The organism is Ramlibacter sp. PS3R-8, from assembly GCF_037572435.1.
In the GTDB taxonomy this organism is placed as follows: Bacteria; Pseudomonadota; Gammaproteobacteria; order Burkholderiales; family Burkholderiaceae_C; genus Ramlibacter.
In genome coordinates, this window is the sequence record NZ_JBBHGT010000002.1 from 90571 (window position 1) to 105226 (window position 14656).

Genomic DNA, 14656 nt, shown 5'->3' on the forward strand with positions numbered 1-14656 from the left:
ATGCTCGAACTCAGCGCCCTCTTCCATGGCTTCAGCGTCATCCTGACGCCGATGAACCTGCTGCTGATGTTCGTCGGGATCATCCTCGGCGTGCTCATCGGCGTGCTGCCCGGCCTGGGCGGCGCCAACGGCGTGGCCATCCTGCTGCCGCTCACATTCTCGATGTCGCCGACCTCCGCGATCATCATGCTGTCGTGCATCTACTGGGGCGCCCTCTTCGGCGGCGCGATCACGTCGGTGCTGTTCAACATCCCCGGCGAGCCGTGGTCGGTGGCGACCACCTTCGACGGCTATCCCATGGCGCAGAAGGGCCAGGCCGCCCAGGCGCTCACCGCCGCCTTCACGTCGTCCTTCATCGGCGCCTTCGTCGCGGTGGTGATGATCACTTTCCTGGCGCCGATGGTTGCGAAGTTCGCGCTGCGGTTCGGGCCGCCGGAGTTCTTCGCCGTGTACCTGCTCACGTTCTGCAGTTTCGTCGGCATGGGCAAGGGATCCCCGTTCAAGATCCTGGCCTCCATGGCCATCGGCTTCGCATTGGCCGCTGTCGGCATGGACACCGTCACGGGGCAGCTGCGCCTGACCTTCGGTGTCGAGGAGCTCATGCGCGGCTTCGACTTCCTGATCGCGGTGATCGGCCTGTTCGGCATCGGCGAGATCCTGCTGTCGATGGAAGAAGGCCTGGCGTTCTCCGGCAAGACGGCCAAGATCAGCCCCAAGGTCGTGCTCGAAACCTGGAAGTCGTTGCCCCAGTACTGGATGACGTCCGTAAGAAGCGCGCTGGTCGGCATCTGGATGGGCATCACGCCGGGCGGCGCGACTCCCGCTTCGTTCATGAGCTACGGCCTGGCCAAGAAGATGTCGAAGGACGGCGCCAAGTTCGGCACCGGCCAGATCGAGGGCGTGATCGCGCCGGAGACCGCGGCGCACGCCGCCGGCACCGCGGCGCTGCTGCCCATGCTGGCGCTGGGCATCCCGGGATCGCCGACGGCGGCCGTGCTGCTGGGCGGCCTGCTGATCTGGGGCCTGCAGCCGGGGCCGCTGCTGTTCGTGGAACAGAAGGACTTCGTGTGGGGCCTGATCGCCTCGATGTACCTGGGCAACCTGGTGGGCCTGGTGGTCGTGCTGACCACGGTGCCGCTGTTCGCCTCGATCCTGCGCATCCCGTTCTCGATCATCGCGCCGATCATCATCGTGATCTGCGCGATCGGCGCCTATACCGTGCACAACGCGATGTTCGACATCTGGCTGATGCTGGCCTTCGGCGTCGTCGGCTATGTCTTCAAGAAGCTCGATTACCCGCTGGCGCCGCTGGTGCTGGCGCTGGTGCTGGGCGACAAGGCGGAAGACGCCTTCCGCCAGTCGATGCTGATGTCGCAGGGCCAGATGTCGATCATGGTGGCCAACCCGCTGGTGGGCGGCATCACCGGCCTGGCGCTGCTGCTGCTGTTCTGGCCACTGATCTCCCGCGTGATCGCCAAGGTGCGGCCGCCCAAGCCGCCCGCGTTCAAGGCGGAACAACCAGTCGACTGAGGAGCACCGCGCCATGCCCGTCATCGCACTGACCCAGGAGATGGGCTCGCTCGCCAAGGACGTCGCGCTGCGGCTGGGGGAGTCCGCGCAGCTGGCCGTCATGCGCAACGAGGTGGTCGAGAACGTCGCCGGCAGGATGCAGGTGCCCGCCAGCCTGATCCGCCGCCTGCGGGAAGGCAAGGCGGGACTGGTGGAGCGCTTGTCGACCGACAAGGACCAGGTTGCCGTGTACACGGCCGAGGAAGTGTTCGCGCAGGCGCTGCGCGGCAACGCGGTGCTGCGGGGCTGGGGCGCCACCTGCCTGCTGCAGCCCGTGCGCCACGTGGTGCGGGTGCGCGTCACGCGCCCGTTTGCGCTGCGGGTCGACTGGGTGATGAACCACCTGGGCACCGACCAGCGTGACGCCGCCGAGTCGGAAGTGCGGCGCAGCGATGCCGCGCACGCCTCGCGCATGAACGCGCAGTTCGGCGTGACCTGGGGCGACCCCCTGCTCTACGACATGGTGCTGAACACGGAACGCATCTCGATCGAAGGTTGCGTCGAGCAGATTCTCGCCCTGGCCGGCCGGCCCGAGTTCCAGGAAACGGCCGAGTCGCGTTCCATCCTGGAAGGACTGGCGCTCAGCGCGCGCGTGCGCGCGGCGCTCAAGGCCAACGAATCGACGCGGGACGTCGACGTGCAGGTGGAATCGCGGGAGGGACGCGTGACGCTGGCGGGCATCGTGGTGAACGAGCGCGAGAAACGGGACACCGGGCAGGTGGCCAAGGCGATCGCGGGCGCGGGAAATGTGGACAACCAGCTGCGCCTGATGACGACCACGCGCAAGTTCACGCACTCCAAGACCTGATGTCGAGGCATCGCGTCCCCGCGCAGGCGGGGACCCGGGCCCTTGCTAGATCTTTCCCCGCTGCTTCAACCGGCTCAGCGTTTCGGCGGAAAGGTTGAGGTAGGACGCCAGTTCCTTCTTCGGCATCCGCTCGGCGAGGTCCGCATGCTTGCGAAGGAACCGCTTGACGCGCCCCGGCGCATCCAGCAGATGCAGGGTGATCGTGTGCGCCATGATGTCGCTCATGACGAACATCACGTCGTATTCGAAGGCCTGCTTCAGGCCGGGATGCTTGTCGATGAATGCGACCCATTCGCGCAGCGGCAGCTTGGCGACGCGCGCCCGGGTGACGCAGACGATGCTGTAGGGAGCAGGCGTGCCCAGCCGCCAGGCGGCGTAGCTGGTTTCCATCTGCCCTTCCTCGGCGAAGCGCAGGATCATTTCCTTGGCTTCCTGGTTGGAAACGACGCGCTTGAGGATCCCTTCGAGGATGAAGTACTGCTCCATCTCGTGCACGCCCTGGTGCAGCAGCGCCTCGCCCTTCTGGCAGTCCACCACCACCAGGTGCGGCTCCAGCTCGGCCATCTGGGCCACCGTCATGCCCTTGAGCACCACGTTATGCGCGAGCTGCACGCGAATGACGTTTCTCTCGGGATGGCTTTCGATGGACGACATGGTGCGGGTGGGCCGGGGAGTCGCCCGAATGGGCAGGTGCAATTCTTCGAAAATTGACCGCAGTCAAGAGGGAAAGCCGACGGCCATTCCTATCATAGCCCGACACCTTTACCAGGACTCTCCCCCATGAGCACCGATACGCAAGAGCGCGCCACCACCGACGGCTTCCACCTCGTCATCGATGCCCTCAAGCTGAACGACATCGACACGATCTTCGCCCTGCCCGGCATCCCCATCACCGACTTCCTGCGCATCTCGCAGGCCGAGGGCATGAAGGTCATCTCGTTTCGCCACGAGCAGCACGCGGGCAACGCCGCCGCGGCCGCCGGCTTCATCACCGGCAAGCCGGGCATCTGCTTCACCGTGTCCGCGCCCGGTTTCCTCAATGGCCTCACCGCGCTGGCGAACGCCACCACCAACTGCTTCCCGATGATCCTGGTGTCGGGCTCCAGCGAGCGCGAGATCGTCGACCTGCAGCAGGGCGACTACGAAGAGATGGACCAGCTGGCCATCGCCAAGCCGTTGTGCAAGGCGGCCTTCCGGGTGCTGCACGCCGAAGACATCGGCGTCGGCATTGCCCGCGCCATCCGCGCCGCCGTGTCCGGCCGTCCGGGCGGCGTGTACCTGGATTTGCCGGCGAAGCTGTTCGCGCAATCGATGGACGCGGAAGCCGGCAAGAAGTCGTTGATCAAGGTGGTCGACCCGGCGCCCAGGCAGATTCCCGCGCCGGACGCGATCAAGCGCGCCGTGGACTTGCTGAAGTCCGCCAAGAAGCCGTTGGTGATCCTTGGCAAGGGCGCCGCCTATGCGCAGGCCGATGCCGACATCAAGACCTTCGTCGAAAAGAGCGGCATCCCCTACCTGCCGATGTCCATGGCCAAGGGCCTGCTGCCGGACAACCACAGCCTGTCCGCCTCCGCCGCGCGCTCGTACGTGCTGGCCGAAGCAGACGTCGTGATGCTCGTCGGCGCGCGCCTGAACTGGCTGCTGTCGCACGGCAAGGGCAAGACGTGGGGGGGCGGCTCCTCCAAGGAAGCCGGCAGGCAGCAGTTCATCCAGGTCGACATCTCGCCGACGGAGGCCGACAGCAACGTCGCCATCGCCGCCCCGGTGATCGGCGACATCGGCTCGTGCATCGCCGCCTTCAACCAGGCGATGGGTTCCGGCTGGCAGAAGCCGCCCGCCGACTGGACGGGCGCGATCGCCGAGCGCAAGGACAAGAACCTGACCAAGATGCAGGAAACGCTGTCGAAGAACCCGCCGGTCATGAACTTCCACAGCGCGCTGAACGTGGTGCGCGACACGGTCAAGGCGAACCCGAAGGCCTACCTGGTGAACGAAGGCGCCAACGCGCTGGACTTCACGCGCTCCATCGTCGACATGTACGAGCCGCGCCGCCGCCTCGACGTGGGCACGTGGGGGATCATGGGCATCGGCATGGGCTTCGCCGTCGCGGCCGCGGTCGTCACGGGCGAGCAGGTCATCGCCGTGGAAGGCGACAGCGCCTTCGGCTTCAGCGGGATGGAGGTGGAAACGATCTGCCGCTACAACCTGCCGATCTGCGTCGTCGTGATGAACAACAACGGCATCTACAAGGGCACCGACGTCAACCCGCATGGCAACGCGATGGCCCCGACGCAGTTCGTCAAGAACGCGCGCTACGACATGATGATGCAGGCCTTCGGCGGCGTCGGCGTGGTGGCCAAGAACCCGGAAGAACTGAAGAAGGCGCTGGACGAAGCCGTCGCCTCGCGCAAGCCGACGCTGATCAACGCGTTCATCGACGAGAGCGCCGGCACCGAGAGCGGCCGCATCACGTCGCTCAACCCCGCCGCGGCCAAGAAGAAATGAAGTTCGTCATCCCCGCGCAGGCAGGGAACCAGCGCTCCCGAATTCAGGAAGCCCTGGGCCCCCGCCTCCGCGGGGGTGACGGAAGCGGATTCGAAACTTTGAGATAGGAAGAAGAAATGGGCAAAGCACTCGACGGCGTCAAGATCCTCGATTTCACGCACGTGCAATCCGGCCCCACCTGCACGCAGCTGCTGGCATGGTTCGGCGCGGACGTGATCAAGGTGGAGAAGGCCGGTGAAGGCGATGCGACGCGCGGCCAGCTGCGCGACATCGAGGGCGTGGACAGCCTGTATTTCACGATGCTCAACCACAACAAGCGCTCCATCACCCTGGACACCAAGAATCCCAAGGGCAAGGAAGTGCTGATCGAGCTGATCAAGCAGTGCGACGTGCTGGTCGAGAACTTCGCCCCCGGCGCGCTGGACCGCATGGGCTTCTCGTGGGAGAAGATCCAGCAGATCAACCCGCGCATGATCGTCGCGTCCGTCAAGGGCTTCGGCCCCGGCCCGTACGAGGACTGCAAGGTGTACGAGAACGTCGCCCAGTGCGCCGGCGGCTCCGCCTCCACCACCGGCTTCGACGACGGCCCGCCGCTGGTGACCGGCGCGCAGATCGGCGATTCGGGCACCGGCCTGCACCTGGCGCTGGGCATCGTGGCCGCGCTCTACCAGCGCAACACCACCGGCCGCGGCCAGAAGGTGCTGGCGGCCATGCAGGACGCCGTGCTGAACCTGTGCCGCGTCAAGCTGCGCGACCAGCAGCGCCTGGACCGCACCGGCGTGATGCAGGAGTACCCGCAGTTCCCCGACAAGGAATTCGGCGACGCCGTTCCGCGCGCGGGCAACGCCTCCGGTGGCGGCCAGCCGGGCTGGATCCTCAAGTGCAAGGGCTGGCAGCACGACCCGAACGCCTACATCTACTTCATCACCCAGGCGCCGGTGTGGGGCGCCATCTGCAAGGTGATCGGCGAGGAAAGCTGGATCACGGACCCGAGCTACGCGACGCCCAAGGCGCGCCTGCCGCACCTGAAGACGATCTTCTCGCGCATCGAGGAATGGACCAAGACCAAGACCAAGTTCGAGGCGATGGACATCCTGAACAAGTACGACATCCCCTGCGGCCCGATCCTGTCGATGAAGGAGATCGCCGAGGAACCCGCGCTGCGCGCTACCGGCACGGTGGTCGAGGTGGACCATCCGACGCGGGGCAAGTACCTGACCGTGGGCAACCCGATCAAGATGTCCGACAGCCAGACCGACGTGAAGCGCTCGCCGCTGCTGGGCGAGCACACCGAAGAGGTGCTGGCCCAGCTCGGGTACGGCAAGGACCAGATCGAAGAACTGCGCGCGGCCAAGGTCATCTGACCTCCGCGCATCCCGGCAAGCATCTCAACGTTTATTCAAGGGGCACGACATGGCCAACTCCCAAGGCGACAAGCAGAAAGTCCGCGCGATCCTGGACACGGTGAAGAAGGAAAAGCGCGATGCGTTGACGGCGCCGGAAGGCAAGCTGATCTGCGACGCCTACGGCATCAACGTGCCGAAGGAAGCCGTGGTCTCCAGCGCGAAGGAGGCGATGAGCACGGCTTCGTCCATGGGCTTCCCCCTGGTGATGAAGATCGTGTCCCCCGACATCCTGCACAAGACCGAAGCCGGTGGCGTGATCGTCGGCGTGAAGAGCGCCGACGAGGCATCGACGGCGTACGAACAGATCATCGCCAATGCCAGGAAGTACAAGGCGGACGCCAAGATCGTCGGCGTGCAGGTGCAGCAGATGATCAAGGGCGGCCAGGAAGTGATCGTCGGCGCGATGACCGATCCCAGCTTCGGCAAGCTGGTTGCCTTCGGCATGGGTGGCGTGCTGGTCGAAGTGCTCAAGGACGTCACCTTCCGCCTGGCCCCGGCCACGCGTGAAGACGCTGCTTCGATGCTCGACGGCATCCAGGCCGCCGAGATCCTGAAGGGCGTGCGCGGCGCCAAGCCGGCCAGCCGCGAGGCGCTGCAGGACATCATCGTCCGCGTCTCGCAACTGGTCTCCGATTTCCCGGAGATCGCCGAGATGGACCTGAACCCGGTGTTCGCCTCCCCGGAGGGCGCGATCGCCGCCGACGTGCGCATCGTGGTGAACTTCAACCAGCCGCCGGCGCGCTTCCGCCCCAAGGAGAAGGACGTCGTCACGTCCATGAAGCGGATCATGCAGCCCAAGTCGGTGGCGGTGGTCGGCGCTTCCAACGAGGCCGGCAAGATCGGCAACTCGGTGATGAAGAACCTCATCAACGGCGGCTACAAGGGCAAGATCTACCCGATCAACCCGAAGGACGCCGAAGTGATGGGCATCAAGGCCTTCAAGAGCGTCAAGGATGTTCCGGAAGAAATCGACACCGCCGTCTTCGCGGTGCCCGCCAAGTTCGTGGCCGCCGCGCTCAAGGAATGCGGCGAGAAGAAGATCGCCGGCGCCATCCTGATCCCCTCCGGCTTCGGCGAGACCGGCAACATCGAAGGGCAGGAAGAACTGCAGCGCATCGGCCGCGAATACAACATCCGCCTGATGGGGCCCAACATCTACGGCTTCTACTACACGCCGGCCAACCTGTGCGCCACCTTCTGCACGGCCTACGACGTCAAGGGCTCCACCGCCCTGTCCTCGCAGTCCGGCGGCATCGGCATGGCCATCATCGGCTTCTCGCGCTCCGCCAAGATGGGCGTCTCCGCCATCGTCGGCCTGGGCAACAAGTCGGACATCGACGAGGACGACCTGCTGCTGTTCTTCGAGCAGGACGACAACACCAAGGTGATCGCCCAGCACTGCGAAGACCTGAAGGACGGCCGCGCCTTCGCCGAAGTCGCCAAGCGCGTCTCCAAGAAGAAGCCCGTCATCATGCTCAAGGCCGGCCGCACCGAGATGGGCGCCGCCGCCGCCGCGTCGCACACCGGCGCGGTCGCCGGCACCGACAAGATCTACGAGGACGTGCTGCGGCAGTCCGGCGTGATCCGCGCACGCAGCCTGCGCCAGATGCTGGAGCTGTCGCGCGGCGTGCCGATCCTGCCCACGCCCAAGGGCGAGAACGTGGTGATCATCACCGGCGCCGGCGGCTCGGGCGTGCTGCTGTCCGACGCCTGCGTGGACAACGGCCTGAAGCTGCTCAAGCCGATGCCCGACGACCTGGACGCCGCCTTCCGCAAGTTCATCCCGCCCTTCGGCGCGGCCGGCAACCCGGTGGACATCACCGGCGGCGAGCCGCCCATCACCTACGTGAACACGGTGAAGCTGGGCCTGGAAGACGACCGCGTCCACGCGCTGATCCTGGGCTACTGGCACACCATCGTGACGCCGCCCATGGTCTTCGCCAGGAACATGGTCGAGATCGTCAACGAGATGAAGAAGAAGGGCAAGGTCAAGCCCGTCGTGGCTTCGCTGGCCGGCGACGTGGAGGTGGAGGAAGCCGCGCAGTACCTGTACGAGAACGGCATCCCCGCCTATGCCTACTCCACCGAACTGCCGGTGGAAGTGCTGGGTGCGAAATACCAGTGGGCGCGCTCGGCGGGCCTGCTGTAAGCGGAGTCGTGTGCTGAAGAAAATCATACCGATCGCCTCGGCGGCCACGCCGCTGAGGCAACTCAAGCGGCAGGGGCCGAAAGGCCGCCGGCCGGGTGAACAGGCGTTGGCGGAAGTGCGCGAGTTGCTGGGCGACGCCTCGCGGCAGCCCGACCTGCTGATCGAGCACCTGCACAAGCTGCAGGACCGCTTCGGCCACCTGTCGGCTGCGCACCTGAGTGCGCTGGCGCAGGAGATGCGCCTCGCGCAGTCCGAGGTGTACGAGGTGGCTTCGTTCTATCACCACTTCGACATCGTCAAGGAGGGCGAGGAGCCGCCTCCGGCGCTGACCGTGCGCGTCTGCGACAGCCTGTCGTGCGAACTCGCGGGCGCGCAGCAACTGCTGCAGAAGCTGCCGGCGATCCTGGGACGTGACGTGCGCGTGCTTGCGGCACCCTGCATCGGCCGCTGCGAACAGGCGCCGGCCGCGGTGGTGGGCCAGAACCCCGTGCCCTGCGCCACCGTCGAGAAGGTGGCGCAGCTGGTGCGCGAGGGCGCCGTGCTGCACGAACCCGAAGGCTACATCGGCCTGTCGCAATACCGCGCGGCCGGCGGCTACACGTTGCTGGAACAGTGCCTGCAGGGCAAGCGCGACGTCGAATCCGTGATCACCACGATGGAGGCGAGCGGCCTGCGCGGCCTGGGGGGTGCGGGCTTCCCCACCGGCCGCAAGTGGCGCATCGTGCGGGCCGAGCCGGGGCCGCGGCTGCTGGCGGTGAACATCGACGAGGGCGAACCCGGCACCTTCAAGGACCGGGTCTACCTGGAGCGCGATCCGCACCGCTTGCTGGAAGGCATGCTCGTTGCCGCCTGGGCGGTGGGGATCGACGCGATCTACATCTACCTGCGCGACGAATACCACGGCTGCCGCGCGATCCTGCAACAGGAACTGGCGCGGCTGCAGGCGGATCCACCCTCGGCCGGCCTGCCCCGCATCGAGCTGCGGCGCGGCGCCGGCGCCTACATCTGCGGCGAAGAATCCGCGATGATCGAATCGATCGAGGGCAAGCGCGGCATGCCTCGGCTGCGCCCGCCCTACGTGGCCCAGGTCGGCCTGTTCGGGCGCCCCACGCTGGAGCACAACTTCGAGACCCTGTTCCTGGTGCGCAAGCTGCTGCAGAACGGAACCGAGTGGTTCACCCGCGAGGGCCTCAACGGGCGCAAGGGGCTGCGGGCTTTCTCCGTCTCCGGGCGGGTGCGCGAACCCGGTGTGAAGATAGCGCCGGCCGGCATCACGATCCAGGAGCTGATCGACGAGCACTGCGGCGGCATGGCCGAGGGCCACAAGTTCTACGCGTACCTGCCGGGCGGCGCGTCCGGCGGCATCCTGCCGGCCAGCATGAACGACATCCCGCTCGACTTCGACACGCTGCAGCCCTACGGCTGCTTCATCGGCTCGGCGGCGGTGATGGTGCTGTCGGACAAGGACACGGCGACGGCTGCCGCGCGCAACCTGACGCGCTTCTTCCGCGACGAATCGTGCGGGCAGTGCACGCCTTGCCGCGCGGGAACCGCGAAGGCGCTGGCGTTGATCCAGGCGCCGAAGTGGGATTTGCCGTTGCTGGCGGACCTGTCGCAAGTGATGCGCGACGCTTCCATCTGCGGGCTGGGGCAGGCGGCGCCGAATCCGGTGGACTGCGTGATCAAGTATTTCCCGCACGAGTTGGGGTAGGCCGAGAGTTAAGACCAACAACCGGACGCAGAAGGCGCAGAAGTTACGCAGAAGACGCAAAAAACATCCAAAGAACCCTTCTTGGTTTTTTCTGCGTCTTCTGCGTAACTTTCGCGTCTTCTGCGTCCGGTATCCGGTTTTGGTATTCAGGAAAGAACGAAATGAACGCCGTCACCCGCGCCGAAATGGCGCTGATCGAAACTCCCGTCGTGCAGTTCACCCTGAACGGCAAGGCGGTCGAGGCGCGCGCCAACGAGACGCTGATCGAGGTGGCGGATCGCGAGGGCGTGGAGATCCCGCGGCTTTGCTACAAGCCTGGCCTGGACGTGGCCGGCAACTGCAGGGCCTGCATGGTGGAGATCAAGGGCGAGCGCGTGCTGGCGCCCAGCTGCTGCCGCACGCCCACGCCCGGCATGGACGTCAACAGCGCCAGCCCCCGCGCCGTCGCGTCGCAGAAGATGGTGCTGGAACTGCTGCAGTCCGACATGCCGGAGGCCGACTACACGCGCCACAACGAGGTGGACGAGTGGTCCGCGAAGCTCGGCGTGGGCAAGCCGCGCTTCCCTTCGCGCGGCCAGGTGTCGGCGGACCTTTCGCATCCCGCGATTTCGGTCAACCTGGACGCTTGCATCCAGTGCACGCGGTGCCTGCGCGCCTGCCGTGACGAACAGGTCAACGACGTCATCGGCCTGGCCTTCCGCGGCGAGGGTTCGAAGATCGTGTTCGACATGGACGACCCCATGGGTGTGTCCACCTGCGTGGCCTGCGGCGAATGCGTGCAGGCCTGCCCCACCGGCGCGCTGATGCCCGCGCGCGGCGCCGCCCTGCCCGTGCCGGACAAGCAGGTGTCGTCGGTCTGCCCGTACTGCGGGGTCGGCTGCCAGCTGACGTACAACGTCAAGGACAACAAGATCCTGTTCGTCGAGGGCCGCGACGGCCCCGCGAACCACGGGCGGCTGTGCGTGAAGGGCCGCTACGGCTTCGACTACGCGCATCACCCGCAACGCCTGACCAAGCCGCTGATCCGCCGCGCCGACGCGCCCAAGCTGCCGCACGTCACGCTGGACCCGGACCAGGTGATGCAGGTGTTCCGCGAAGCGACCTGGGAGGAAGCGCTGGCGCTGGCCGCAGGCAAGCTGAAAAGCATCCGCGACGCGAGCGGTCCGAACGCGCTGGTGGGCTTCGGCTCCGCCAAGGGCAGCAACGAAGAGGCCTACCTGTTCCAGAAGCTCGTGCGCACGGGTTTCAAGACCAACAACGTCGACCACTGCACGCGCCTTTGCCATGCATCGTCCGTCGCCGCGCTGCTGGAAGGCATCGGCTCCGGCGCCGTATCCAACCCGGTGATGGACGTGACGCAGGCCGAGGTGATCATCGTCATCGGCGCCAATCCCACGGTGAACCACCCGGTGGCCGCCACGTGGATGAAGAACGCGGCGAAGAACGGCACCAAGCTGGTCATCATGGACCCGCGCAAGTCCGACCTGACGCGGCTGGCGCACAGCCACCTGCAGTTCACCGCCGACACCGACGTCGCGATGCTCAACGCGATGATGCACGTCATCGTGGAGGAGGGACTGGTCGACCAGTCCTTCGTCGACGCGCGCACCATCGGCTTCGACGAACTGAAGCGCAACCTGGAGGGCTACAGCCCCGAGCAGATGGCGCCCATCTGCGGCATCCCCGCCGACGTGCTGCGCGAGACGGCCCGCCTGTACGCGACATCGCGCGCCTCGATGATCCTGTGGGGCATGGGCGTGTCGCAGCACATCCACGGCACCGACAACGCGCGCTGCCTGATCGCGCTGTCGCTGCTCACGGGCCAGATCGGCCGTCCGGGCACCGGCCTGCATCCCCTGCGCGGCCAGAACAACGTGCAGGGCGCGTCCGACGCCGGCCTCATCCCGATGATGTATCCCGACTACCAGAAGGTGGTGGAGCCGGCGGCGCGCGCCAAGTTCGAGAAGGCGTGGAAGCTCGCGCCCGGCACCCTGGACGACAAGCCGGGACTGACGGTCGTGGAAGTGATGCACGCCATCGGCGACGGCCGGGTCAAGGGCATGTACATCATGGGCGAGAACCCGGCGATGTCCGATCCCGATGCCAACCACGCACGCGAGATGCTGGCCCAGCTGGACCACCTGGTGGTGCAGGACATCTTCCTCACGGAAACCGCGTGCCTGGCGGACGTCGTGCTGCCGGCCAGCGCCTTCCCCGAGAAGACCGGCACCTTCACCAACACCGACCGCCTGGTGCAGATGGGCCGCCAGGCGATCGATCCGCCCGGCGACGCGAAGCAGGACCTCTGGATCATCCAGGAGATCGCGCGCCGCATCGGCGTGGACTGGGATTACAAGCACGTGTCCGAGGTGTTCGACGAGATGCGGCACACCATGCCCAGCATCTCCGGCATCACCTGGGACCGGCTGGAGCGCGAGCACGCCGTCACGTATCCGTGCACGAACGAAGGCGACCCCGGCCAGTCGGTGGTGTTCGTCAACGACTTCCCGCGCGACACCGGCAAGGCGCGCTTCGTGCCCGCGGACGTCATCCCCGCGGCCGAGAAGCCGGACGCCGAGTTCCCGATGATCCTGATCACGGGGCGGCAGCTCGAACACTGGCACACCGGCAGCATGACGCGGCGCGCCACGGTGCTGGATGCGATCGAGCCCGATCCGGTGGCGCTGGTGCATCCGCTGGACCTGGCCGCCCTGGGCGTGAACCCGGGCGAGCTGCTGACGATCGAGTCTCGCCGCGGCAAGGTCTCGCTGTACGGCCGTGCCGACGAGACCTCGCCGCGCGGTGCGGTGTTCGTTCCGTTCTGCTACTACGAAGCGGCGATCAACCGCGTGACCAACGATGCGCTCGACCCGGTGGCGAAGATCCCCGAGCTGAAGTACTGCGCCGTGCGCGTCACTGCCGGTGGCGTTCCCCCCGAGCAGGTGAGTTTTGGCGGCGGGCAGGCAATGGCGAATTCGCTGGCGGCAACCTGACCTCCTCCCTCTCCCTCTTGCGGGAGGGGACCGGGGTAAGACTCGTGACGCGTCGCGTCCCGGGCCAGGGTGGGCCAGTCCGCTTCGGGGAATGTCCCCCGTCGCGGGCGCGCCCGCTCCCTCCTCCTTTACTTCCCCGAAGCGGACTGACCCACCCTGGCCCTGCACCGTGACGTGGCGGCCGCGCGGCCGCGCGCATGCACGCCACGAGCGAGGACCGGGACGGGGCAGCCCGTCTCGGCGAAGTAAAGGGGGAGATGGAGGCGCGAGCCCGCTCCGGAGGACATTCGCCGAGACGGGCTGCCCCGTTCCGGCCCGGATTCAGCGACGGATTTCCGGGGCCACTGGGTTCCCGCCCCCGCGCCGAATGACGGATTGCTGGCGTCGCAGCTTTCCCCTAAGCTCCCCCATCCCCAGGAGAACCGCATGGCGCAATGCGTGCTGCGCGTTGCCTGCGTGCACGACTGCGACCTGATGATCAATCCCGTCGGCGCCGGTGCCCGCGGCGCTGGCCAACGCCGTCTTCGACGCGACCGGCGTGCACCTGCGCACCGTGCCGTTCACGCGCGAGCGCGTCAGGAACGCGAACCTATAATCGCGGCCACCGTGCGCCACCCCGCGCAGCGCACCACTCCCATGATCACACTCGACAGCATCCTGGCCCAGGCGGCGACCCGCGTCGACAGCTTCTCGCGGACCGCGGCCGACATCCCGTACGAGCGCAAAGGCGTGCTTTACAGCGAGATGCTGTTCCTGCGCGCCGCGCTGGGCGATTCGCCGCCGCCGCGGCTGGTCGAATCGGGCCGCGCGCGCGGCCAGAGCACGCACCTGCTCGCCGCATGCCTGCCCGGCACGCAGATCCTCAGCGTCGAGCACGATCCGAACTCGCCGGACGTGCCCGTCGCGGCGGCCCGCCTGGCCCCGTTCGCGAACGTCAAGCTGCTGTTCGGCGACTCCATGGTCGTCGTGCCCGAGCTCGTGCAACCCGGCGACGCCGTGCTGATCGACGGCCCCAAGGGATATCGCGCGCTGCGCCTGGCCTTCGACGTGCTCGCACGCTGCCGCCCCGGCGTGGTGTTCATCCACGATTGCGGCCTGGGTTCCGAGGAGCGCACGTTCCTCGACCGCCATGTGCCCGGCACCCTGTACAGCGATGCGCGGGCCTACGTCGATCGCTACGCGTTCCTGGACGAACCCTGCCGTGCGGTGCACCCGGACGCCGCGCGCGTGCAGCGTGAAGCAGGCCGCAGCTACGGGCCCACCGTCGCCTGCCTGCCTTACGACCCGCAACGCGACTACGCGTCGCTGCGCCGCCGTTCGAGGATGTCCGCGCTGTCGGACCGCGTCGCCAACGGCATCCGCCGGCGCTTCGGCAGCCCCGGGCATGCAAGTTCGGGCTGACCCGGGACTGCCTTCCCATCCTCGATCAGTTTCTCCAGGACCTCGAGGACCAGTCCCGGCTCCGTGAGCTGGGGGAAATGGACCGCTCTTCTGCGCGATGACCTGCTCGCCCAG

At 67.0% G+C, this 14656-nt stretch carries 9 protein-coding genes; 8 read left to right on the forward strand and 1 reads right to left on the reverse strand.

Annotated elements, in window-relative coordinates; all coding sequences use genetic code 11:
* Together WG902_RS08390 and WG902_RS08395 are read left to right on the forward strand one after the other, a co-directional pair.
* Positions 1-1530, forward strand: a complete 1530-nt coding sequence (locus WG902_RS08390; RefSeq protein ID WP_340059566.1) for a tripartite tricarboxylate transporter permease — start codon at positions 1-3, stop codon at positions 1528-1530.
* A 13-nt stretch (positions 1531-1543) separates the two neighbouring features.
* On the forward strand, positions 1544-2377 hold the full coding sequence (locus WG902_RS08395; RefSeq protein WP_340059567.1) for a cytidylate kinase family protein: 834 nt from the start codon (positions 1544-1546) through the stop codon (positions 2375-2377).
* Positions 2378-2422: 45 nt separating this feature from the next.
* Here the strand turns inward: WG902_RS08395 and WG902_RS08400 are convergent, their stop codons facing one another.
* A complete protein-coding gene (locus tag WG902_RS08400) occupies positions 2423-3031 on the reverse strand; it encodes a Crp/Fnr family transcriptional regulator (protein WP_340059568.1) in 609 nt (202 codons plus the stop codon).
* Between the two features lie 126 nt (positions 3032-3157).
* Between WG902_RS08400 and oxc the strand changes: the two genes are divergently transcribed.
* The 6 genes from oxc to WG902_RS08430 all read left to right on the forward strand — a co-directional run bounded on the left by oxc (position 3158) and on the right by WG902_RS08430 (position 14542).
* The gene (gene oxc / locus WG902_RS08405; RefSeq protein WP_340059569.1) at positions 3158-4882 is read left to right on the forward strand and encodes an oxalyl-CoA decarboxylase; all 1725 of its coding nucleotides are present in this window, start codon (positions 3158-3160) and stop codon (positions 4880-4882) included.
* Positions 4883-4998: 116 nt separating this feature from the next.
* Positions 4999-6246 (forward strand): formyl-CoA transferase, encoded by a 1248-nt coding sequence (gene frc / locus WG902_RS08410; protein WP_340059570.1) that lies wholly within the window; start codon positions 4999-5001, stop codon positions 6244-6246.
* 49 nt (positions 6247-6295) lie between these two features.
* Positions 6296-8437, forward strand: a complete 2142-nt coding sequence (locus WG902_RS08415; RefSeq protein ID WP_340059571.1) for an acetate--CoA ligase family protein — start codon at positions 6296-6298, stop codon at positions 8435-8437.
* Positions 8438-8447: 10 nt separating this feature from the next.
* Positions 8448-10148: an NAD(P)H-dependent oxidoreductase subunit E gene (locus WG902_RS08420; protein WP_340059572.1), complete on the forward strand. Its 1701-nt coding sequence runs from the start codon at positions 8448-8450 to the stop codon at positions 10146-10148.
* A gap of 161 nt (positions 10149-10309) precedes the next feature.
* Entirely contained in the window at positions 10310-13141 is a 2832-nt protein-coding gene (gene fdhF, locus WG902_RS08425; RefSeq protein ID WP_340059573.1) for a formate dehydrogenase subunit alpha, read from the forward strand.
* 636 nt (positions 13142-13777) lie between these two features.
* Positions 13778-14542: a class I SAM-dependent methyltransferase gene (locus WG902_RS08430; RefSeq protein ID WP_340059574.1), complete on the forward strand. Its 765-nt coding sequence runs from the start codon at positions 13778-13780 to the stop codon at positions 14540-14542.
* Positions 14543-14656: the final 114 nt, after the last annotated feature.

What these genes read in the sequence shown, in the direction of transcription:
- WG902_RS08390 (WP_340059566.1), top strand. Translation starts at nt 1, where the DNA reads ATGCTCGAACTCAGCGCCCTCTTCCATGGCTTCAGCGTCATCCTGACG.
- WG902_RS08395 (WP_340059567.1), top strand. Translation starts at nt 1,544, where the DNA reads ATGCCCGTCATCGCACTGACCCAGGAGATGGGCTCGCTCGCCAAGGAC.
- WG902_RS08400 (WP_340059568.1), bottom strand. Translation starts at nt 3,031, where the DNA reads ATGTCGTCCATCGAAAGCCATCCCGAGAGAAACGTCATTCGCGTGCAG.
- oxc (WP_340059569.1), top strand. Translation starts at nt 3,158, where the DNA reads ATGAGCACCGATACGCAAGAGCGCGCCACCACCGACGGCTTCCACCTC.
- frc (WP_340059570.1), top strand. Translation starts at nt 4,999, where the DNA reads ATGGGCAAAGCACTCGACGGCGTCAAGATCCTCGATTTCACGCACGTG.
- WG902_RS08415 (WP_340059571.1), top strand. Translation starts at nt 6,296, where the DNA reads ATGGCCAACTCCCAAGGCGACAAGCAGAAAGTCCGCGCGATCCTGGAC.
- fdhF (WP_340059573.1), top strand. Translation starts at nt 10,310, where the DNA reads ATGAACGCCGTCACCCGCGCCGAAATGGCGCTGATCGAAACTCCCGTC.
- WG902_RS08430 (WP_340059574.1), top strand. Translation starts at nt 13,778, where the DNA reads ATGATCACACTCGACAGCATCCTGGCCCAGGCGGCGACCCGCGTCGAC.